We start from the raw sequence: 20,410 nt of genomic DNA, 5'->3' as shown, positions 1-20,410 counted from the left end.
TTATTTGGCTATTCACAGTCCGGATAACCCCGTTCATAGTCTCTTAACAAAAACATACCCTATGTGTCCGACAATTTCAATAGCCGCGTACCTTGACGATATGAAGGCCGCCGCGCTGCTGACGAATTAGTATATACTTCTTTATCGTTTTGTCAATGATAATTCATCCATTCATAGTCATAAAAAAGACGTATTCCAGTATAGTTCATAGAAGTTTCACTAAATTAAGCGTTTTCACTGGCAATCTTTTAAACGAGTACCTATAATAAACTTATTAAATGAAGGAAAAGGATGATTCTATTATGTTAGGTGTAACCGCATCGGTAAAATCAGAGAAACTGGCGAAATCAGTAACATCGCCAAGAAAATTTATAGTCGGCAAGGGAATTTTGGCAAATATCAGCGACTACATTTCGCCGTTGGGTGACAGCGCTTACTTTATCTGCGATGAGTTTATTGTCGATCGGGCAGCCAAGGAAGCCGGGGCTTCGTTCAAGGCCGCGGGCAAGAAAGCCGCTTTTGAGAAATTCAATTATGAATGTTCACAGACGGAAATCGACCGCAACCGCAAACTGGCACAAGAAGCCGGAGCAAATGTCATCGTCGGCATCGGCGGCGGGAAAACATTGGATACGGCCAAATCGGTCGCCTACTATGAAAAGCTGCCGGTCGTCATTTATCCGACGATTGCCTCAACCGATGCCCCGTGTACATCGATCGCAGTCATTTATACAAATGAAGGACAGTTCGATCATTACCTGTACCTGCCCGGCAACCCGGACATGGTCATTGCGGATACCGATATTCTCGCCGCTGCGCCGAAACGCTTCTTCGCTGCCGGTGTCGGCGACGGATTGACGACCTATTTCGAGGCGCGCGCCTGCTACCGGTCGAACGGCATCAACCTTGCCAACCTGAAGCCGTCGCTTGTCGGCGTCGGACTGGCAAAGCTTTGCTATGATACGATCCGCCGCAACGCGATTCCGGCTTTGCGCGCCGTTGAAAGAAAACTGTCGACTCCGGCCGTTGAAGCAACGATTGAAGCGACCATCTACCTGAGCGGCGTCGGTGCGGAATCCGGCGGCCTGGCTGCGGCTCATGCCATCCACAACGGAATGACGGCAGTACCGGCGCTGCACCGTGTCCAGCACGGCGAAAAGGTGACATTCGCTCTTCTCGTACAGCTTGTCCTGGAAAACGCGCCTCAGGAGGAAATGGAAGAAGTCATTAGAATCATTAAAGCCGTCGGTCTTCCGCTTACATTGAAAGACCTCGGCCTCAAGGAATTTAAAGAAGACGAATGGCGCAAGGTCGCCGAACTGTCCTGCGCGAAAAACGATACGATGGGCAACATGCCGTTCGAGGTCACTCCGGATGATGTATTCAATGCGATCGTGACGGCCGATGCCATCGCTGAATCCTATCACGACTGAGCCGTATCGGACATTAAGCGGGATCAGGAATATCTAATATGAACAAAAACAAGAGCACTTCGTTTTTTTAAAGCGAGGGCTCTTTTTATATGATCCGCACCGGCCGCGGCTTATCGAAAAAACTCACGGCAGCGTGCCGTTAAAGAATACGTTCAGCCGTCTGCCGCTCCTCCTCCCTTTCCCGTTTTCCCGGCAATGCCTGCTTCCCCGGATTCTAAAGGAAAGATCGTTTCCGGCTTCCTATTCTCTTTTCAGCAGTTTGGTGTTGGCGATGTATAGCGCACCGACGAGCACAAGAATTGCTATGGAATACAGCAGTACCGACCGGGGATCGTTGTGGGTGACCACGATCAGACGGACGATCGCCGTCACCCCGATATATACAAAATAACGAAGCGGAAAATGGTAATGCGCCTGAAAATATTTGATAATCAGCGCGATGAATTCAAAATAAAGGAAATAAATAAGAATTCCCTCAAGCAGATGATCATAAGAAGCGTTATTTTTTAAAAACAAATAGGTAAAAAACTGGATTGTCTCTTTAATCAGCGCCACACTCAAAATAACAGCCAGCGTGCCCAATGCAATGTTGAGTATCCACTGCAGGCCTCTCACAAGCAATTGATCGAGTTTTTTGTTTTCCATCTGATTAGCTCCCGCGATTGACCGAATTGAAATGATGCAAACCGTCGATATTATGGCGGGTATGCATATCATTGTCTCTCTTATACTATCTTAACAACGCTTTACTAGTCTGAAAAGACACAGATCCTTTAAGAACGATATATTTTCCTCACTGCCGTTAAATAAACCGTCATTTGTACAAATGGAATCAGAAGAACAATCATCACGGGAAAAATCGGCCAGGCTCCGGCAAAAAACGGATAGACAGCAATGATTACCGCACAGAAAGGAGCGGCGACCCATGTTGCCGCAAACGCCTTTCTGCATGCCTCGGCACTGATCGCCTTTTCCCGTTCATCCTCCGAGGGCGTTATGAGCGGATTCAGCCAGAACGAGCCTTTCCGCTTTTTCCTTTTTAAAGGATAGATGATCAGTTCTATCAGGCCCAGAATCAATAAAGGGAGAATCGGCAAAAGATTGACTGTGAGCGTGAGCGTCTCCCTGTCCGTCCTTATGGCTTCGGCGGCCTGGCCGGTGAAAGAGATCAAGGGTGTTGCAGCAAGCCCTATAAAGATAAGGAAAACAAAACAGAGAACAAAAGAAATCCTCAGCTTTCTCATGAATGATCCTCTCCTTTTTCTAACTGAAATACTTCTTCCATCGGAAGCTCAAACGCACTGCAGATCAGCAGGCCGAGCATCAGTGAAGGCACATAATCCCCCTTTTCGATAGAGGCAATGGTCTGTCTTGTAACACTGACTTTGTCCGCCAATTGAGACTGCGTCCAATCATGGCGCGCCCGAAGTTCTTTAACATGATTTTGAATGCGCGGCACTTGATCACCCCAGACTGATTATGTCCAGTCAATCTAACATAATGTTAAACCAGTTTAACATTTACAGCTTACATGTTAATAAGAACAATGTCAATGCTTTCATTGCCGGAAATTGGACCCGCGACCGGCCCGGATCGCTGAATGACGGCCGGGATAGCAGCGTATGAAGCAGCAGACGCTGGAAGCTGTCAAACCGGCCGAAAAAATGAGCAGCGCCGCCGTTGCACCTCGGCAGACGCTGCTATGCAAACATTTCATTCGTTCATCAGAAAAACAGCCGGTCCGCTTTTTTTCTGCGGACCGGCTGCCTGTTTCGGAAGGTTTTATATTTTAGTTTTTCTTCAGTCTCCTTGCAACCACATTGCCGGCCGACTGGATAATCTGGACGATGACAATCAGGATAATGATCACGGCATACATCACGTCCGGCTGAAAACGGACATAGCCGAACTGATAAGCGAGATCGCCAAGGCCGCCCGCTCCGACAAAACCGGCCATCGCCGTTTCGCCGATCAGTCCGATTGTCGCGATCGTCAGGCCGAGAATAATCGAAGAACGTGCTTCGCGAATAACCACGTTCCAGATAATTTTCGTTGTCGAAATGCCCATTGACTGGTATGCCTCAATAATCCCCCGGTCAACTTCAAGCATGGCCGATTCTATCAGACGTGCTATGTACGGCGCACAGGCAACGACCAAGGGGACAATGACCCCGCGGACGCCGATCGTCGTTCCGGCGACCAGCTTTGTAAACGGAAGAATAAAAAATAACAGAATGATGAAGGGAATCGACCGGATCACATTAATAAACGCATTGAGAAATGTGTAGACAGACAGATTCTCTGCCTGGCCTCCCTTACGTGTCAGCACCAGAAAGACACCGAGCGGAATGCCGATAAGAATGGAAATAAGCAGAGAAATCACGGTCATCTGCATCGTCTCGATAAATCCCTGCCAGATCGCGCCGCCCCATTGATTCAAAAAGTCCGCCATGTCAGTCGTTCACCTCTTCCACAATAATCCCTTCGTCCTGCAAAAAACGAACTGCGGCTTCAATCTGCTCCGGCTCTCCTTTGAGATGCACCAGAAGACTGCCGATCGACTGATCCTTCAATTGATCGATGCCGCCGGCAATAATGCTCGGCAGGACATCAAACCGTCTGGCAAGCGTCGCAAGAGACGGATCCTTGGCCGATTCGCCCAGAAAAGTCAGATTGACTAATTGACCGGAAGCAAGCAAATCTTGCAGCAGTTTCGCAGGAATGCCGAACCGCGATTCGCTGCGGACAAATTGTTTGGTCATCGCTTCTTTCGGCCGGGCGAATATGTCGACCACCGATCCCGTTTCAACGATTCGCCCCTTCTCCATGACGGCGACCCGGTCGCAGATACGCTGGATCACATTGAGCTCATGGGTAATCAGAAAGATTGTAATGCCGAGTTCTTTGTTGACCCTGAGCAGAAGTTCAAGGATCGAATCCGTTGTATTCGGATCAAGCGCACTCGTCGCTTCATCGCTGAGCAGCACTTCCGGCTCATGGGCCAGAGCGCGGGCGATCGCCACACGCTGTTTCTGTCCTCCTGAAAGCTGGCTCGGGAAAGCCTTGCTTCGATCGCTCAGGCCGACGATTTCCAGATATTTTTCCGTTCTCTGCTTAATTTTTTCTTTGGGAACGCCTTCCAATTTAAGCGGAATCGCGACATTGTCATAAACATCGGCCGTCGCCAGCAGATTGTAGCCCTGAAAGATCATGCCTATTTTCCGGCGCAGCTTCTGCAGATCCTTCCTGCCGAGAGAAAGGACATCCACATCGTCGACAAAGATTTTCCCTGCGGTCGGCCTTTCAAGCAGGTTCACGCAGCGGATCAATGTACTTTTCCCGGCCCCGCTGTAACCGATCACGCCGAATATCTCGCCTTTATTAATCTCCACGGATACGTCTTTCAAAGCTTCAATTTTATTCTTACCCACTTTAAACGTCTTTGACACATGCTCCAGCTTGATCAAAATGTTTCCTCCTTACCATGCAGGAACAACGGAACCGCCGAACGTTTTCTGAATATATGCCTTGACTTCGGCAGATTGATAGTATTTTTCTACCTGTTTCACGACTTTATCATTCTTGTTATCTGTACGAACGACAAAATAGTTGGCATATGGATTATTAACGAGCGGTTCGTGGAAGATGGAATCTTTTAAAACCGTCAGGCCGGCGCCCATCGCAAAATTCGTGTTGATTGCCGCAGCGGTTACTTCATTGAGCTGTGCCGGAAGCTGGGCGGCATCCAGTTCAACGATCTGCAGATTTTTCGGATTGCTGATGACGTCTCTTTTTGTCGACGTGATGCCCGCCCCTTTCTTCAGCTTAATCACGCCGGCTTTCTCAAACAGCTGCAGCGCACGAAGTTCGTTGGCCGGATCGTTCGGTACGGCGATTTTGTCTCCGTTTTTAAGATCCTTTAAATTTTTAATCTTCTTGGAATAGATACCCATCGGGAAAGCAACCGTTTTAAATGCATCTGTGATTTTATACCCTTTATTTGAAATCTGGTCCTTTAGAAAGGGCATTGTCTGATAACTGTTTGCATCCAGTTCCTTATCGTTCAGTGCCGTATTCGGCGTGTTGTAATCATTGAAAACTTTCAGATGAATCGTGAGCCCGTCTTTCTTTGCCAGTTTGGCCACTTCTTCCATGATCTGCTGGTGCGGGCCGCCGGTTACTCCGACCGTGATTTCCTTCGTGCTCAATCCGCTCGCAGAACTGCTGCCGCACGCGGTCAGCACAAAAATCAAAGAAACAATCAGGACAGCCGACAAAACTCCTGTAAACTTTTTCAAACCGTTTTCCCCCTGTATTTTTACATGATAACTATAATTGCCAGCCTTCAAATACTTCCTTCCAGAGAAATTCGGCAATAAAAAAGCTTCTCTGTTAAGAGAAGCTTTATCGATCCGATCTTCTCTTATCTTTCAAAATCCGAAAAAGGATTCTGCAGGAATTGGCACCTGAATTAACATAACAATTAGGTTGCCGGGCTTCATCGGGCCAGTCCCTCCGCCGCTCTGGATAAGAATGTATTCAATTGGCCAATGATTTGATTTTACCTCGAAATCAGGACGATGTCAAAAAATTGTCGATAATGCCTGAAGATTAAAATTTTCCTGTCTAAACGAGCGGCTCCTGACGGCCGGGCAGCCGATTCCGATGGATAAAAAACGATGCATCAGTTTGCTTTCACTGAAGCATAGCCCTTCGGATGGCTGCTGTGCCAGGACCAGGCGTCAGCCAGAATTTCCGGGATACTCGTGTGTTCAGGCTTCCAGCCGAGGATCTTCTTCGCCTTGTCTGAAGAAGCGATCAGCGTGCTTGGATCGCCGGCGCGGCGCGGCGCTATTTCCGCCGGTATGGCCCTGCCGGTTACCCGGCGCGCCGCTTCGATAATTTCTTTCACAGAGAAGCCTTCACTCGATCCGAGATTGAAAACATCGCTTTGCCCGCCTTTCAGCAGGTAGGCGAGCGCCAGGCGATGGGCGGCAATCAGGTCCTCAATGTGCACATAATCGCGGATGCATGTGCCGTCCTTTGTCGGATAATCATCGCCGAAAATCAGAATCCTGTCGCGCTCGCCGGCCGCCGTCTGCAGCACAATCGGTATCAGATGGGTCTCCGGGTGGTGGTCTTCACCGATCTTGCCCGTTTTGCTCGCTCCGGCCACGTTGAAATAGCGCAAGGCGACAAAACGCATGCCGTAGGCACGGTCGCACCATTTCATCATTTTTTCCATCGTCAGCTTCGTTTCTCCGTACGGATTGGTCGGCCGAGTCGGCATCGTTTCGGTAATCGGCACCTGTTCCGGCTCGCCGTAAGTTGCCGCCGTCGACGAGAAGACAATATGTCTGACATCGTTTTCCTGCATCACTTCAAGCAGAATCTGCATGCCGTAGACGTTATTATTGAAATACTTCAGCGGTTTTTCAACCGACTCGCCGACCAGAGAATTGGCGGCGAAATGGATGACACCTTCAATTTTTTCCTTTTTAAAAACCGAATCGAGGAACCTTTTGTCACGGATATCGCCCTGATAAAATTTGGCATCCGGATGCAGCGCTTCTCTGTGCCCGGTCTGCAGGCTGTCGACAACGACGACGTCGGTTCCTGCATCAATCAGCTGATAGACGGCGTGCGAGCCGATATAACCCGCACCGCCCAATACTAAAATAGACATTGCCAGACTCCTTCCCAGCGGATGGATCGTATTTTTTCATCTTGCAGACACCATCATTGTCCATCATCCGGCTGATTTTGACAAGTGCGGCCGCCGCAGGCCGGCGGCTGATCAGGGACAGATCAGCGGCGGGCGCTGCTCATCCATATAGCTGCCGATCGCCGTTAAACAGCTGAGATCGAGCGGGCTCGCAGACAGGAAGACACTCTTTTCTCCCAGCTTCAGAACCTTCATCAGTGTTTGCTTTATAAAGGAGGAGACCGGCGTCTGAATTTCCAGCCGGACAATCCTGCCCTGCCCTTTCGGTTCGGTTTCTTCGGCGGCCATTTCTTTGCGTGTCACCCTGAATGAAGAGACCCCGGTGACCGGGTCGCTGAACAGCCGCGGGATCTGTTCCATAATCATGGTTTCAAGAAAGATAAACACGGGCGGTTGTTCCGACAGCAGGAAGCAGCGGGGAAGCAAGGGGGGAACCTGAACGAGGCCGAGCCCCGCCTTTCCGTCGCGTCTCAGAGCGGCAGCCAGATTCAGCGTCCGGTTCTGAAGCCGCGGAAAGGGATGTGAGGCGTCAAGAACTAAGGGGGTGAGGGCGGGGAAAACAATTTTCTCAAAACGATCATGAAGCAGCGCACGATCCGACGCTACGGAGGAATCATAAAGGATGTGTTCATCCAGCAATTTGGGCAGGACAATCTCCCGGAAAAAGTCGGCCTGTTCTGAAACGATCCGGCGGCAGAAGCCGAAAAAAGCAGCCTCTTTTTCTGTTTCACGATTCTGCGGAAGAGCGGATGACTGATTCAGAAAGTATGTTTTTAGAATAAAAAAGCGATCCAGATCGTCTGCAATGGCACTGAGCAGCCGTATATCGGCAGAAAGCGGCCCCTCCCTCGTTTTCTTTTCGATAAGCAGCCGGCGGTTTGAGAGCAGCCGGCCGAACAACTGGCTTCTTTCAATGGCGGGATTTTCCGAATTCATGTCTCTCTCTTCCCTTATCGCTTAAATAAGCGGCCCGCCCGTTCTTTGAAGGTGACGGTAATCGGCATCTGGAGGGCGCGTTCAAGATGTTTCTTATGTTTTTGCGCTGCCTGGTCTTCGAAGAACGGATCATCGTGATAATAGGCACTGAGCTGCAGCGGTTTTTTCCTTGAAATTTTAACCTTTACTTCGTCAACGACATGCTGTCTTGTCCGGTCGAAATCATGAGCCAGACGCAGTACCGCCCCCAGAATTTCATAAAGCTTCAACTCTTCTTTGGTGACCATTTTATGAAACGGTGCGGCAAAATCGAGAAGGTTCGGCTGCGACTTGAATGAAGCAATCAGTGCAACGGCAAGCCGGTCATGGTGGCTGATTCCGTTGATATTAATATTTGTCAATAAATAAAAGGTATGCGCGCTGCTTGACTCGTTATTCACATATTCACCGATATAGGCCAGGTCCGCACTGTGCGACAGAAGCCACGCCGTTCTTTTTTTGGAATATTTTTGTTCAATCGCCGGACTGATTCCGTCGAAAATCTGGAACGCAAGCGCTTTAACGTAACTCGTATGATTTGCGTCCAGGTTAAAATTTTTTCTCAAATAGCGAATGCTTTCATTCAGTACGTATGGAATCTGATTCACACCCTTTGCGCCCAGAAGCCATTCATAAAAAACGCCCTCGCGGATTCCTTCGCCGCTCAGCATAAACGTGCCGCCGCGATTCAGCCCGACGAGTGTATTAATGACGACAGCGGCAGGAAGAATGATATCGGCACGGTCTTTTGAAAGTCCGTCCATCGACCCGCGCGCTTCGATGGTCATTGAAGCCAGCGTGTTCGTCAAGGCGTCCAGGCGTTCACGCGGCATTGTATATTGATGAAGCCCGACCATCGGATAGTGCTCCTGTATCTGATCGATACGCGCCAGGTTGCGCGCACTCCCGCCTATGCCGATCACCGGGAGTTCCTGATCGACCAGCCAGTCGAATTGGGAAAAGGTCTTGATCAGAAATGACTTCAGCATTTTTCCCACATTAGTGTCTCCGGGTGCATAGAACGTATGATACAGGGTCACGGCACCGAATGGAAAAGAATGGGCATGAATCAGCTTGCGGTTCAGAAACATCGTGACTTCCGTGCTGCCGCCGCCGATATCGATGGAAATGCCGTTTTCTATGAATGTTGAGTTGATAATCGCATAATAACCATAATAAGCTTCTTTTAGACCCGAAAGCAGACGAATGGTCAGTCCGGTCTGTTTCTTGGCGAGGGCAAATACCCAGTCACGATTTTTCGCCTTGCGCATCGCCGCCGTCGCGACGGCATCAATCGCCGTCACATTTTTTTCCCGGCCGAGAATCGATTGAAACCGTTTCAGAACGGTCAGAAGGATAGAGATTCCTTCCTGACTTAAATTTTCATCTTCATCTATGTAGTTGCTGAGCCTGGCAACCGCCTTGAAGTTATGCAGTTCCTTAAAAAAAAAGTTCTTGTCTATGCCGATAACTACCAGCCGAATGGAGTTTGAACCGATGTCGATCATCGCATGTTTTCGCACAATCTCCACTGTATAGCCTCCTCACTGATCATATGGAAACCGGACGGCGCATGCCGGCGAACCGGGCGCCACAACAGACGGCCCGTTTCCCGGAACCGTGCAGGCGGGCGGGATTCACCGCTTAGTGTCCGGTTTGTGCCGCTATTTTTCCGCATTTAAAGTATAGCCTAATTACGGCAGAAGTGGGATGCAAAAAATTTGAAGACACTCTTAATGGTGAAAGGACAATAAAAGCGCCGGCGTCCGAAATTCGGGACGTTGGACGCTTTATCCGACTTTCCATTTATTTTAAAGCGATTTTTATCCTGTTTCTGTCAGTTCCGGCCCGATTCCGCCGTTTCGGCCCCCTTGCCGGAATCTTTTTCCGCAAAACCGCTGCCGGAAATAAGCCTGTGCTCGAAACGTTCCTCAGACTCATCTATTTCACCGCGATCAGGATAGGACTGAACAGGAATTCCGCGTTTTATTAAGTAAGTTTCGATTGCCTTGACCATCTGTTTCACGACGGCGATGCGGGCGAACCACTTACTGTTCGCCGGAATAATATGCCAGGGCGCATTCGGACGGTCCGTTTTCTCGAACATTTCTTCCGCCGCCTCGACGTACTCATCCCATTTTGCCCGATTGCGCCAGTCTTCGCTTGTAATTTTCCAGCGCTTCATCGGATTTTCCTCGCGCTCCTTGAAGCGCCTGTATTGTTCATCCTTGCTGATGTGCAGCCAGAATTTTTCAATGATATAGTGATCGTCGGTCAGCAGTTTCTCAAAATCGTTCAATTCGTCATAAGCGCGTTTCCATTCTTTCTTTTCAGCGAAACCCTCGATCCGCTCGACAAGCACCCGGCCGTACCAGGAACGGTCGAAAATCGCAATTTGGCCGTATTGCGGAATCTTGCGCCAGAAACGCTGCATGTAATGATACCTTTTCTCATGGGGAGCAGGGGCGGCGATCGAGGTCACGCGAACGCGCCTCGGATCAAGGTTGGCAACAGCCCGTTTGATCGCGCCGCCCTTTCCGGCCGCATCCCAGCCTTCAAAAACAAAAACAGCGGCAATCTTATTTTCGACAAGCTGATGCTGCAGAGCCAAAAGTTTCAGTTGATACTTTTCCAATTTTTTATTATATTTTTTCCTGCTTTCAATGTGTTGAGTCAGGTCCACCCGATCCAGTCTTCCCTTTGCCATATGTGCGCTCCCCCTTGTAATGCTGCGCGGGCCTTCCAAATATCAGCCTCCGCAAATCATTTTCCCTGTATGAACGATTAATGGATTCGCCTGTCCCCGATCCGCCGAATCAGGCTCCCGGCAAAAGATCCGGCAACGCCTTTAATATGCCCGCAAACGGTACTCTGTACACCGGAAGGAGACCCATTTATCCATCCGGCCGGGCCGCTCGGGATAAATTGAATGAAAGCCGTCAATACTAAAAGAACGGCAAACGCAACATGCCGAATTTTATCAGAAAGCCGTGAAAAACAAATGCCAAAGCATGAAACAGATGCGGAACAGCTGAACAAGCGGGCCAAATCAGCTGATTTCGACGACGAAGAATTTGCACAGCCGCTTGACGAACATTCGATTGAAGAAAAAGAACGTGCTCAGAGAACCGGCAATGACAGCATCAGTGAAACAAAGCAGCAAAATAAATAAGTCGTCAAAAGGGATCCGCGGACAATCGCACGGATCCCTTTTGATTGTGAGAATCAGCCATTAAAAAAGCCCGTGCATTCATTATACCAAAAACGTTCGGAACGGTGCGGTTTAACACCTTCCCTCCGATCAGAAATCAGCCGAATTGAGCCGGCATGCAAAAATGGCTGTTTCTTAATTCTTAAAGGAATGGATCGGTGCGGGAATACGCCCGCCGCGCACGATGAAATCCGCCGATGAACGGCCGTTCACCGCCATGACCGGTGCATGGCCGAGCAGCCCGCCGAATTCGACGCTGTCTCCCACTTTTTTGCCCGGTGCAGGGATTACCCGTACAGCCGTGGTCTTATTATTAATCACGCCGATGGCCGCTTCGTCGGCGATCATCGCGGAAATAGTTTCGGCGGGCGTGTCCCCGGGAATGGCGATCATATCCAGGCCGACCGAGCAAACCGCGGTCATCGCCTCCAGTTTCTCCAGATTGAGGGAACGGTTTTCGACGGCTTCAATCATGCCCGCATCCTCGGAAACCGGTATAAAGGCACCGCTCAGGCCGCCGACATGGCTACATGCCATAACCCCGCCCTTCTTCACCGCATCATTCAGCAGGGCAAGCGCCGCCGTCGTTCCGTGCGTGCCTGCGGACTCCAGTCCCATTTCTTCAAGAATGCGGGCGACGGAATCGCCGACGGCCGGCGTGGGGGCGAGAGAAAGATCGACAATGCCGAACGGCACGCCGAGCCGTTTCGAGGCCTCCTGGCCGACAAGCTGGCCCATGCGCGTAATTTTAAACGCAATCTTCTTGATCGTTTCCGAAACGACATCGAAGCGCTCTCCCTTTACTTTCTCTAGCGCCCTCTTGACCACTCCGGGCCCGCTGACGCCGACATTGAGAATGCAGTCGGCTTCTCCGATACCGTGGAAAGCTCCGGCCATGAACGGATTATCTTCAACGGCATTGGCAAAAACAACCAGTTTGGCGCATCCCAGCCCCTGCCGGTCTGCCGTCAGTTCCGCCGTTTTCCTGATGATCCGTCCCATTTCCGCGACCGCATCCATGTTAATTCCCGATCGCGTCGAACCGACATTAACCGAAGAACAGACACGTTCCGTCGTCCGAAGCGCGTCGGGAATCGACCGGATCAGGCGCCGGTCGCCGGCCGTATATCCTTTCTGGACCAGTGCGCTGAATCCGCCGATAAAATTAACCCCGGTTGCCTTTGCCGCCCGATCGAGCGTTTCGGCATAGGCAGTATAGTCCGTATCTCCCGACGCACCGGCAACAAGCGCAATAGGCGTCACGGAAATACGCTTATGTATGATCGGAATGCCGAATTCATCGGCGATGTCTTCGCCGGTCTTGACCAAGTGTTCCGCAAGCCGTGTGATTTTGTCGTATATCTTTTTTCTTGCCTTCGAACCGTCGCTTTCAATACAGTCCAAAAGAGAAATACCCATCGTGATTGTCCGGATATCCAGTTTTTCTTCTTCAATCATCCGGATTGTTTCCAGTATTTTTGTCGTCTCCATCGTTGTTCAAGAACCTCCGTATCATAGACTGTGCATCGAAGTAAAAATTTCTTCTCTCTGAATTTTAATCTGAACGTTCAGTGCCTCGCCCTTCTCGGACAGCACTCTTTTAATTTCGCCGAAATTCTCGGCCGCTTTCGATAAGTCGAGAATCATCATCATAGTAAAATAGCCGTTCATAATCGTCTGCGTCACATCCAGAATATTGATTTCAAAGTCTGCAAGCTGGCTGCTGACGCCGGCAATGATGCCTACGTTGTCCTTGCCGATTACTGTTAAAATAGCTTTCACTGTCTTTCGCTCCCATCATTTCAATGATTGCCGGTATGCCAGGACACCCGGATCCGTCGGATCGAGCCGCCTGTTTTTCAGCCGTCATTTGACAAAAAAGATCTTTTCCTTTATTATAATTTTTGTCTTCAACAGCATGCGGGTGTAGTTTAATGGTAAAATTAGAGCTTCCCAAGCTCTCGTCGTGGGTTCGATTCCCATCACCCGCTTATCATGTTTTCGGAAAGGAGCGAACGATTCGCTCCTTTTTGCTTTGTCCCGCGGCCCGGTCAGATGCTGGTTACTTTGCCGAAGCTGCCTAAATGATCGATCCGGTTATAGTCGATGATCTGCCAGGAGCTTCCGTCTGAAATGATATGACTGATGCATGTGTTGAACAGTTTTGTTTTCCCGGTTCCGATTCTGCCTTCCGACAGCAGTGCCAGAATGGTGTTAATCAGGCCGCCGTGCGCCACAAGCAGAATAAGTCCGTCCGGAAAACGCCTTCTGATCCCTTCCAGCCCGCTCATGGCACGCTTCTCTATCTGATCGAACGGTTCCATCCCCGGGATCCTGCCGTCCGGAAAATGGCTGTCACGCTCCTGAACGGTCATTCCCGACGCCAGTCCGTAGTCTTTCTCGGTAAAGTCGCCGCTTTCAAACATAGGAAGGCCGCCGATATATCCGTTGACAATCCGGGCCGTTTCCTTTGCCCTGGCCAGCGGGCTCGTAAATACGGCGGCAAATTCCGTACGCTGCAGATACTGCCCGACTCTTTCCGCCTGTTCTTTTCCTTTGGCATTCAAGGGAATATCTTCGCGTCCCTGCAGTCTTCCGGCCGCATTCCACTCCGTTTCTCCATGCCTGAGGAGGCATATCGCTGTCAATTCATTCATCCTCCATCTGCTGAAACTGTCTGAAGCGCCGGCCCGGTACCGGCAAGGCTTCCCCGGCACTTCAGCCTGACAAACTGTGTAAATTCATTATAACGAAAAAACAGAACTTGTGCGCTGATAAATTCCGCATTTTTTTTGCCGGCTTATTTGAGAGACATAAAAATTTTTTTCAATTTAAACCATGCAGACAAGGCCAGACACTGCTGTGCGTCCATCAGGCCGCCGGCTCCTCCCCAGGCAAATTTTTAAAAGGCTCTTTCCAAAAAGCCGGATGATTTCAATACGCACCCCATCGGACAGAATTGAAACCCAGATCGGCACAATAAAGGAGGTGAGCATACTGCGCCAGCATGCCGCGGTTTTATGGTATGATAAGCGTTAACTGAATAAATGAGGTGAATAAAAAGTGAAGATAGAAGTATGGTCCGATTTTGTCTGCCCATTCTGTTATATAGGAAAACATCGTTTAGAGAACGCTTTGGCGCAATTTCCGCATAAAGATCAGACGAACATTGAATGGAGGAGCTTCGAACTTGATCCGAATGCCCCCGTTTACTCCGGGCTGCGCATTGAAGACATTCTTGCAAAAAAATACGGAATATCCATCGAACAGGCAAAACAGGCGAATCAAGGCGTCGCCGCTCAGGCAGCGGAACTCGGCCTGCTGTTTGATTTCGAAAAAATGAAACCGACGAATTCATTTGATGCGCATCGGCTCGCCAAGTATGCAAAAACTCAGAACCGGGACGCAGTCCTTTCCGAAAAACTTTTCAAAGCGCATTTCACGGAAGGCCGGGATATCGGCGATCGCAAGACACTATCGGCCCTTGCGGAATCCGCCGGACTCGACCGCACAGAAGCGGAGAAGGTCCTGCAGGATCAAAAGGCATTTGCCGATGATGTCCGAAAGGACGAGGCACTTGCCCGTCAATACGGGATCACCGGCGTTCCTTTCTTCCTCTTCAATTCGAAATATGCCGTTTCAGGCGCACAACCGCCGGAGACTTTTCGATCCGCCTTAGAAACGGCGTGGCAGGAAGAGGCCGCATCACCTGCCTTTCAGGATCTTTCGACTGAAAAAGATGTTACATGTGCGGACGGAAGCTGCGTCATTCCTGAAAAATAAACGGAGGCCGTTTTGCCCCACAACGGAGACAAGCCCCCCGAACAGAAAAAGCCTGAGCCGAACCGAAGAATGAGAAATAGGAGCCGGCGAATTTATAAAGCGCTCAGCAATCGATTTTCGGCAATAAGGCAGCTGATTGGGCAAAGCACGGATTAATCAACGATACCGTGCCTCGCCTCTTCTTTTCACACATTTTTCTTTCCTATATAAAAAGTATAAAGGTGTCCTATAAAGCAGGCTTTCTGACTCTATAGGACACCTTTAATACAGCGCTTTTTTTATATTCCAGAGACTCGCCGTTATCTCTGTCCTTTAACATACGGGATCCCGTCTGCCTTCGGCGGCTCGGCGCGCCCGACAAATCCTGTCAGAACAATAAGCGTCAGAACATAGGGCGCGATCATCATCACAACCGATGGAAGCCGGTCAATATAAGGAATCTGCTGACTCGTGATACTGAGCGCCTGGGCGAACCCGAAGAAAAGCGAGGCGCCCATCGCGCCGATCGGATGCCATTTGCCGAACACCATGGCGGCAAGCGCCAGGAAGCCCTGGCCGGCAATGGTCAAAACATTGTAATTCGCCGTAATCGTCACCAGGTAAACGGCGCCGCCGATTCCGCCGAAAAAGCCGCTCAGCATGACGCCGATATAGCGCATGCGGGTGACATTGATACCCAGCGTATCCGCCGCGGCAGGATGCTCGCCGACAGAACGCAGACGAAGACCGAAAGTAGTCTTGAAAATGATATACCAGACAGCAAACGACACCAATATTGCAAGATAAGACGTATAGGTGACCTGCTGAAAGAAAATAGGGCCGACGATCGGAATATTGGATAGTAAAGGAACGCTGATTTTATTAATATTGTGCGCAATGTAAGGCGTCTGTCCATTCCCGTTATAAATCAGCTTAACAAGAAATATTGTCAGTCCCGCCGCCAGAAAATTGAGAGCAACGCCGCTGACCGTCTGATCCGCTCTGAAAGTGATCGAGACGACGGCATGGATCAAAGAAAAAATGGCTCCGGCAACCGCCGCAATAAGAATGGCGATCCATGGCGAAGCATTGCCCAGACCCGCATGTTCAAGGAACAATGTGGCGATCGCCGCCGTGAATGCACCGACGGACATCAAGCCTTCCAGGCCAATGTTGACAACCCCGGAACGCTCAGAAAAAACACCGCCCAATGACGTGAAAATTAACGGCGCCGCCGTCAAAAGCGTCGAAGGAACAATGATCGCAAGAACTTCAAGAATGCTCAATTTTTATGCCCCCTCATTGAAAAACGAAGCAGTGCCCATTTAATTACATAGCTGGATCCGACAAAGAAAATAATAAGGGCAATAACGATCTGAATCAGTTCAACAGGCACGCCCGCCACCGATTGCATCGTCAGCCCGCCTGTCTGCAGCCCTGCAAACAGCGCTCCGGCGAGAATGACACCGACGGGCGTGTTCAGCCCCAGAAGGGCAACGGCAATTCCGTTAAACCCGATACCGGTAAACGTCGAATTAATCATCATATACTGGTATGTGCCCAGTCCTTCCATTGCACCGGCAAGTCCGGCAAATATGCCTGAGATAGTCAGCGACAGAATGATATTGCTGCTGACATTCATTCCCGCGTACTTTGAGGCGTCCGGGCTGAAGCCGACCGACCGAAGTTCATAACCTCTCGTTGTTTTCCACAGGATAAACCACATGGCGGCTGCAGCAAGGATGGCAACGATAAAGCCCCAGTGCAGCCTGGAGCCCTGCGTCAGATTGGCGAGGGCCGGAGAAGCGAGCGACGCTGAAGAAGGAATCGTCGGCGTTCGTTCGCCTTCTGTATAGAGAAAATTTTTGATGAGATAGCTGGTCGTATAGAGGGCGATATAGTTCATCATAATGGTCGAAATGACCTCATGGACTTTGAAGCGTGCTTTCAGGAATCCCGGAAGAAAGCCCCATAGTCCCCCGGCAGCCCCGCCTGCCAGGATGCAGAGCGGAAGCAGAATAACTTTGGGTAGCCCGGCCAGCACAATCGCCGCCGCAACCGATGCAAACCATCCGACAAGCAGCTGTCCCTCAACACCGATATTAAACAGACCCGTGCGGAAGGCAAAAGCTACGGCAAGTCCCGCCAGGACCAGCGGAATCATGGCACGGATTGTTTCCCCCGCATAATAGGGCTGAAGAAAAATGGATTGAACAATGGATCCATAGGCCAAAAGCGGATTGTAGCCCGCAGCCACCATGATCACGGCGCCGCAGAGCAGGCCCAGCACCACGGACACAATAGGCACCAGAAGCTTCATCCACTGAAGTTTACTCAGCATTTTACTCATGCCCGCGCCCCCTCTGTTTTGCGGCCGGCCATCAGCAAGCCGAGTTCATTTTCATTGGTTTCTTTCGGATTGACAATATCGATAATACGTCCTTCGAAAATGACGGCAATACGGTCGCTCAAGTGAAGGATTTCATCCAGTTCAAACGAAACAAGCAGTACCGCTTTCCCCTTCTCCTTCTCTTCAAGCAGTTTTCCGTGTATAAACTCAATGGCTCCGATATCAAGCCCGCGGGTCGGCTGCGCTGCAACGAGCAGCTGCGGGCTGCGGTCCACTTCGCGGGCGACAATCACTTTTTGCTGGTTGCCTCCGGACAGCGAACGCGCCAGGGTATGCTCGCCGGGCGTCCGCACGTCATATTCATGGATCAGTTGTCTCGCTTTTTTTGAAATCACCTTATGGTTCAGTACGCCCGCATACGAATAGGGCTGTTTATAGTAAGTCTGAAGAACCATGTTCTCGCCGATTGAAAAGTCCAGCACCAGCCCGTGTTTCTGCCGGTCTTCTGGAATATAGCCCAGTCCTGCTTCAATGATTTTTCTGGTTTTACAGTGGGTCACATCATTGCCGTTGATTTCAATGGCGCCTTCTTTTACTTTTCGAAGTCCCGCAATCGCCTCAACGAGCTCCGTCTGGCCGTTGCCGTCCACACCGGCGATGCCCATAATTTCCCCGCCGTGTACGGTCAGATTCAGCTGATTCAATGCTTTGACCCTTCTGGTATCCAGCACAGTCAGGTTCCTGATCTCAAGCACTTTTTCCTTGGGCTCATAAGGCGCGTTATTAATCTGGACGTTCACCTTTCGGCCGACCATCATATCTGCCAGGTCGCCCGGATTCGTCTCGCCGATACCGACAGTGCCGATTATTTTCCCGCGGCGGATGACGGTGCAGCGGTCGCATGCCTCAAAGATCTCTTTAAGTTTGTGCGTAATCAGAATGATCGATTTGCCTTCTTTGACAAGACGCTTCATGATGTCAATCAATTCTTTGATTTCAAGCGGTGTCAGCACGGCTGTCGGCTCATCGAAAATCAGGATATCCGATCCGCGGTACAGCGTCTTGAGAATCTCCACACGCTGCTGCATACCCACTGTTATGTCCTCCACTTTTTTTGCCGGATCCACGTCAAGTCCGTATTTTTCCGACAGATCCCTGGCAATCTTTACGGCTCCGGCCATGTCCAGCCTGCCATGAATCGTCGGCTCTCTGCCCAGTATGATATTTTCAGCAACTGTAAATTTTTCGACAAGCATGAAATGCTGATGAACCATCCCGATTCCGAGACGATTGGCATCATTCGGATCGGCAATCCGCACTTTTTTCCCGTGAACATAGATTTCACCTTCATCCGGCTGGTAAAGGCCGAACAGCACATTCATCAGCGTCGATTTTCCCGCCCCGTTTTCCCCGAAAAGAGCATGTATTTCTCCTTCCTTCACCTGAAGGGTAATGTCGTCATTGGCGATAATACCGGGAAATGCTTTCCTGATATGCTTCATCTCAATCGCGTAGGGCATTTCTCTGTCTCCAATCTCAAATTATGTACTTGATGTTCTTGATTAGATAGATGACAAGCAACTCAATAAACCACGTATACCGTTCATTATATTGGCTGAAGAAGTCTTCAAATGAGTGCCGAATGTTGAAATGGAGACTGCTTATAATTTGTCATGCGGATCGTGCATTTAAAAAAGTCATGAATGAAAATCCCGCGGCTCCTCGAGACACGGACCGTAACAGAGGATTCCGGCCGATTATTAGACGATTTCTTAAACAGGCACTTAAGAAAACAGCCCTAAAAATAACAATAATGATGGATGGGGCGCCATCCGCCTCATCCATCAGGTCAGTGCATCTTACTTCAAGTTAGAAAGATATGTTTGATATTCCCGGTCTGTTGTCGGCACCTTGATGCTGCCGTCAATAATTTTCTGTTTGTAGGCATTCACACGATCAAGCACGTTCTGAGGCATGTTCTTTGTTGTCGGAGCGATACCGACGCCGTTTTCTTTCAGCCCGTACATAAGCACCTGGCCGCCGGGGAATTTACCTGCCTTGGCTTTCGTTGCAACATCATAGATGGCTTTGTCTACGCGTTTAACCATTGAAGTTAACGTAACGTTTTGAGGAAGTCCCTGAGCATACTGATCCTTGTCGACACCGATGACCCAGACCTTCTTTCCGTTCTTTGTCCGGTCTTTTGCTTCGGTAAATACGCCGTTCCCGGTGTCGCCTGCTGAAGCATAAATAATGTCTGCGCCCTTCGTATACATCGTTGAGGCAATAGCCTGCCCCTTATCGGGAGCATTGAAGGCACCTGCATACTGGACATCGATACTCGCCTTCGGGTTAACCGCCTTGACCCCGGCTTTGAAACCATTTTCGAACTTTTTAATCAGGGCCGAATTAACACCGCCGATAAAACCGACCTGATTTGTTTTTGTCATCATACCGGCCACAACGCCGACGAGGAACGAACCCTGCTCTTCCTTAAAAGTTATGCTGGCCACATTTTTCAGCGGCTTATTGTCCTTTCCTACAGCAACCGCATCAATGATGCCGAGTTTGGCATTAGGATTCTGTTCAGCCACATTCTGTACATCATTCTGCATCAGGAAGCCAATGCCGAAGACCACATTATAGCTCTGATGGACGAGCTGATTCAGGTTCGGAGAATAATCGGATGCCTGTGTCGACTGAAGATACTTGACATCCGTTCCCACTTTTAACCGGTTAGCCTTGGCAAAGCTCTGCAGGCCTTCCCATGAAGACTGGTTAAAAGATTTGTCATTCACACCGCCGGTATCCGTAACCATTCCGGCCTTAAAAGTGCTCTTGCCGGCAGTGCCTGCGGTCGTGCTGCCGCCGCAGCCTGCGAGAATTGTCGCAAGGACGACAACGCATGCTGCAAGGATCGCTATTCTCTTTTTGAACACAAAAACTCCCCCTGT

General features: G+C 50.0%; 21 protein-coding genes, 1 tRNA gene and 1 riboswitch. Of the genes, 5 read left to right on the top strand and 17 right to left on the bottom strand.

Translation table 11 applies throughout. The features are described 5' to 3' along the window. The first annotated feature begins 302 nt into the window (after nt 1–302). Nucleotides 303–1,433 (top strand): glycerol dehydrogenase, encoded by a 1,131-nt coding sequence (locus tag Q6A92_RS16575; RefSeq protein WP_274401404.1) that lies wholly within the window; start codon nt 303–305, stop codon nt 1,431–1,433. Nucleotides 1,434–1,673: 240 nt separating this feature from the next. On the opposite strand, the gene psiE is transcribed toward Q6A92_RS16575, so the two are convergent. The 3 genes from psiE to Q6A92_RS16560 form a co-directional block, all read right to left on the bottom strand. Continuing rightward, entirely contained in the window at nt 1,674–2,078 is a 405-nt protein-coding gene (gene psiE, locus Q6A92_RS16570; RefSeq protein WP_274401405.1) for a phosphate-starvation-inducible protein PsiE, read from the bottom strand. A gap of 128 nt (nt 2,079–2,206) precedes the next feature. After that, the gene (locus Q6A92_RS16565) at nt 2,207–2,677 is read right to left on the bottom strand and encodes a hypothetical protein (RefSeq protein WP_274401407.1); all 471 of its coding nucleotides are present in this window, start codon (nt 2,675–2,677) and stop codon (nt 2,207–2,209) included. Beyond that, nucleotides 2,674–2,892, bottom strand: coding sequence for a helix-turn-helix transcriptional regulator (locus tag Q6A92_RS16560; protein WP_274401408.1), 219 nt, complete (start codon nt 2,890–2,892; stop codon nt 2,674–2,676). Before Q6A92_RS16560 ends, Q6A92_RS16565 begins: the two co-directional genes overlap by 4 nt. A gap of 163 nt (nt 2,893–3,055) precedes the next feature. Between Q6A92_RS16560 and Q6A92_RS16555 the strand changes: the two genes are divergently transcribed. Beyond that, on the top strand, nt 3,056–3,226 hold the full coding sequence (locus tag Q6A92_RS16555; RefSeq protein ID WP_332238767.1) for a hypothetical protein: 171 nt from the start codon (nt 3,056–3,058) through the stop codon (nt 3,224–3,226). On the opposite strand, the gene Q6A92_RS16550 is transcribed toward Q6A92_RS16555, so the two are convergent. From Q6A92_RS16550 to Q6A92_RS16520, 7 genes are all read right to left on the bottom strand, one after another. Continuing rightward, nucleotides 3,223–3,885 (bottom strand): methionine ABC transporter permease, encoded by a 663-nt coding sequence (locus Q6A92_RS16550; protein ID WP_274401409.1) that lies wholly within the window; start codon nt 3,883–3,885, stop codon nt 3,223–3,225. The two genes, Q6A92_RS16555 and Q6A92_RS16550, sit on opposite strands and share 4 nt — an antisense overlap. Before the next feature lies 1 nt (nt 3,886). Beyond that, nucleotides 3,887–4,900, bottom strand: a complete 1,014-nt coding sequence (locus Q6A92_RS16545) for a methionine ABC transporter ATP-binding protein (RefSeq protein ID WP_332238766.1) — start codon at nt 4,898–4,900, stop codon at nt 3,887–3,889. A gap of 12 nt (nt 4,901–4,912) precedes the next feature. Continuing rightward, nucleotides 4,913–5,731: a MetQ/NlpA family ABC transporter substrate-binding protein gene (locus Q6A92_RS16540; RefSeq protein ID WP_274401411.1), complete on the bottom strand. Its 819-nt coding sequence runs from the start codon at nt 5,729–5,731 to the stop codon at nt 4,913–4,915. A gap of 122 nt (nt 5,732–5,853) precedes the next feature. Beyond that, nucleotides 5,854–5,967, bottom strand: a riboswitch (SAM riboswitch). A gap of 150 nt (nt 5,968–6,117) precedes the next feature. Then, entirely contained in the window at nt 6,118–7,119 is a 1,002-nt protein-coding gene (galE, locus tag Q6A92_RS16535; protein ID WP_332238765.1) for a UDP-glucose 4-epimerase GalE, read from the bottom strand. 111 nt (nt 7,120–7,230) lie between these two features. Beyond that, nucleotides 7,231–8,094, bottom strand: a complete 864-nt coding sequence (locus Q6A92_RS16530; protein ID WP_332238764.1) for a hypothetical protein — start codon at nt 8,092–8,094, stop codon at nt 7,231–7,233. Between the two features lie 14 nt (nt 8,095–8,108). Next, the gene (locus Q6A92_RS16525; RefSeq protein WP_332238763.1) at nt 8,109–9,665 is read right to left on the bottom strand and encodes a Ppx/GppA phosphatase family protein; all 1,557 of its coding nucleotides are present in this window, start codon (nt 9,663–9,665) and stop codon (nt 8,109–8,111) included. 305 nt (nt 9,666–9,970) lie between these two features. Beyond that, nucleotides 9,971–10,840 (bottom strand): polyphosphate kinase 2 family protein, encoded by an 870-nt coding sequence (locus Q6A92_RS16520; protein WP_274401416.1) that lies wholly within the window; start codon nt 10,838–10,840, stop codon nt 9,971–9,973. 294 nt (nt 10,841–11,134) lie between these two features. Between Q6A92_RS16520 and Q6A92_RS16515 the strand changes: the two genes are divergently transcribed. Next, entirely contained in the window at nt 11,135–11,305 is a 171-nt protein-coding gene (locus Q6A92_RS16515) for a hypothetical protein (protein WP_274401417.1), read from the top strand. Nucleotides 11,306–11,479: 174 nt separating this feature from the next. On the opposite strand, the gene Q6A92_RS16510 is transcribed toward Q6A92_RS16515, so the two are convergent. Beyond that, nucleotides 11,480–12,835 (bottom strand): PFL family protein, encoded by a 1,356-nt coding sequence (locus tag Q6A92_RS16510; RefSeq protein ID WP_274401418.1) that lies wholly within the window; start codon nt 12,833–12,835, stop codon nt 11,480–11,482. Between the two features lie 21 nt (nt 12,836–12,856). Beyond that, entirely contained in the window at nt 12,857–13,126 is a 270-nt protein-coding gene (locus Q6A92_RS16505) for an ACT domain-containing protein (RefSeq protein ID WP_274401419.1), read from the bottom strand. Nucleotides 13,127–13,264: 138 nt separating this feature from the next. Here Q6A92_RS16505 and Q6A92_RS16500 point away from each other — a divergent pair. Next, nucleotides 13,265–13,335, top strand: a tRNA-Gly gene (locus tag Q6A92_RS16500). Between the two features lie 60 nt (nt 13,336–13,395). Here the strand turns inward: Q6A92_RS16500 and Q6A92_RS16495 are convergent. Next, on the bottom strand, nt 13,396–14,001 hold the full coding sequence (locus Q6A92_RS16495) for a histidine phosphatase family protein (RefSeq protein WP_332238762.1): 606 nt from the start codon (nt 13,999–14,001) through the stop codon (nt 13,396–13,398). 406 nt (nt 14,002–14,407) lie between these two features. Here Q6A92_RS16495 and Q6A92_RS16490 point away from each other — a divergent pair, with 406 nt between their 5' ends. Then, a complete protein-coding gene (locus tag Q6A92_RS16490; RefSeq protein ID WP_274401421.1) occupies nt 14,408–15,127 on the top strand; it encodes a DsbA family oxidoreductase in 720 nt (239 codons plus the stop codon). Between the two features lie 299 nt (nt 15,128–15,426). Here the strand turns inward: Q6A92_RS16490 and Q6A92_RS16485 are convergent, their stop codons facing one another. From Q6A92_RS16485 to Q6A92_RS16470, 4 genes are all read right to left on the bottom strand, one after another. Beyond that, nucleotides 15,427–16,392: an ABC transporter permease gene (locus Q6A92_RS16485; protein WP_332238761.1), complete on the bottom strand. Its 966-nt coding sequence runs from the start codon at nt 16,390–16,392 to the stop codon at nt 15,427–15,429. Continuing rightward, on the bottom strand, nt 16,389–17,456 hold the full coding sequence (locus tag Q6A92_RS16480; RefSeq protein WP_274401424.1) for an ABC transporter permease: 1,068 nt from the start codon (nt 17,454–17,456) through the stop codon (nt 16,389–16,391). The genes Q6A92_RS16485 and Q6A92_RS16480 overlap by 4 nt, the downstream gene beginning before the upstream one ends. Further along, nucleotides 17,453–18,976, bottom strand: a complete 1,524-nt coding sequence (locus Q6A92_RS16475; protein WP_332238760.1) for an ABC transporter ATP-binding protein — start codon at nt 18,974–18,976, stop codon at nt 17,453–17,455. Before Q6A92_RS16475 ends, Q6A92_RS16480 begins: the two co-directional genes overlap by 4 nt. Nucleotides 18,977–19,315: 339 nt before the next feature. Further along, entirely contained in the window at nt 19,316–20,395 is a 1,080-nt protein-coding gene (locus Q6A92_RS16470; RefSeq protein ID WP_332238759.1) for a BMP family lipoprotein, read from the bottom strand. Nucleotides 20,396–20,410 lie beyond the last annotated feature (15 nt).

The organism is Sporolactobacillus sp. KGMB 08714 (assembly GCF_036598985.1).
Lineage (GTDB): Bacteria > Bacillota > Bacilli > Bacillales > Sporolactobacillaceae > Sporolactobacillus.
Note: the sequence above shows the minus strand (reverse complement) of the source record. Positions and strands in the feature narration are given on the sequence as shown.

What these genes read in the sequence shown, in the direction of transcription:
- Q6A92_RS16575 (WP_274401404.1), top strand. Translation starts at nt 303, where the DNA reads ATGTTAGGTGTAACCGCATCGGTAAAATCAGAGAAACTGGCGAAATCA.
- psiE (WP_274401405.1), bottom strand. Translation starts at nt 2,078, where the DNA reads ATGGAAAACAAAAAACTCGATCAATTGCTTGTGAGAGGCCTGCAGTGG.
- Q6A92_RS16530 (WP_332238764.1), bottom strand. Translation starts at nt 8,094, where the DNA reads ATGAATTCGGAAAATCCCGCCATTGAAAGAAGCCAGTTGTTCGGCCGG.
- Q6A92_RS16550 (WP_274401409.1), bottom strand. Translation starts at nt 3,885, where the DNA reads ATGGCGGACTTTTTGAATCAATGGGGCGGCGCGATCTGGCAGGGATTT.
- Q6A92_RS16565 (WP_274401407.1), bottom strand. Translation starts at nt 2,677, where the DNA reads ATGAGAAAGCTGAGGATTTCTTTTGTTCTCTGTTTTGTTTTCCTTATC.
- Q6A92_RS16480 (WP_274401424.1), bottom strand. Translation starts at nt 17,456, where the DNA reads ATGAGTAAAATGCTGAGTAAACTTCAGTGGATGAAGCTTCTGGTGCCT.
- Q6A92_RS16555 (WP_332238767.1), top strand. Translation starts at nt 3,056, where the DNA reads ATGAAGCAGCAGACGCTGGAAGCTGTCAAACCGGCCGAAAAAATGAGC.
- galE (WP_332238765.1), bottom strand. Translation starts at nt 7,119, where the DNA reads ATGTCTATTTTAGTATTGGGCGGTGCGGGTTATATCGGCTCGCACGCC.
- Q6A92_RS16515 (WP_274401417.1), top strand. Translation starts at nt 11,135, where the DNA reads ATGCCAAAGCATGAAACAGATGCGGAACAGCTGAACAAGCGGGCCAAA.
- Q6A92_RS16475 (WP_332238760.1), bottom strand. Translation starts at nt 18,976, where the DNA reads ATGCCCTACGCGATTGAGATGAAGCATATCAGGAAAGCATTTCCCGGT.
- Q6A92_RS16520 (WP_274401416.1), bottom strand. Translation starts at nt 10,840, where the DNA reads ATGGCAAAGGGAAGACTGGATCGGGTGGACCTGACTCAACACATTGAA.
- Q6A92_RS16510 (WP_274401418.1), bottom strand. Translation starts at nt 12,835, where the DNA reads ATGGAGACGACAAAAATACTGGAAACAATCCGGATGATTGAAGAAGAA.
- Q6A92_RS16495 (WP_332238762.1), bottom strand. Translation starts at nt 14,001, where the DNA reads ATGAATGAATTGACAGCGATATGCCTCCTCAGGCATGGAGAAACGGAG.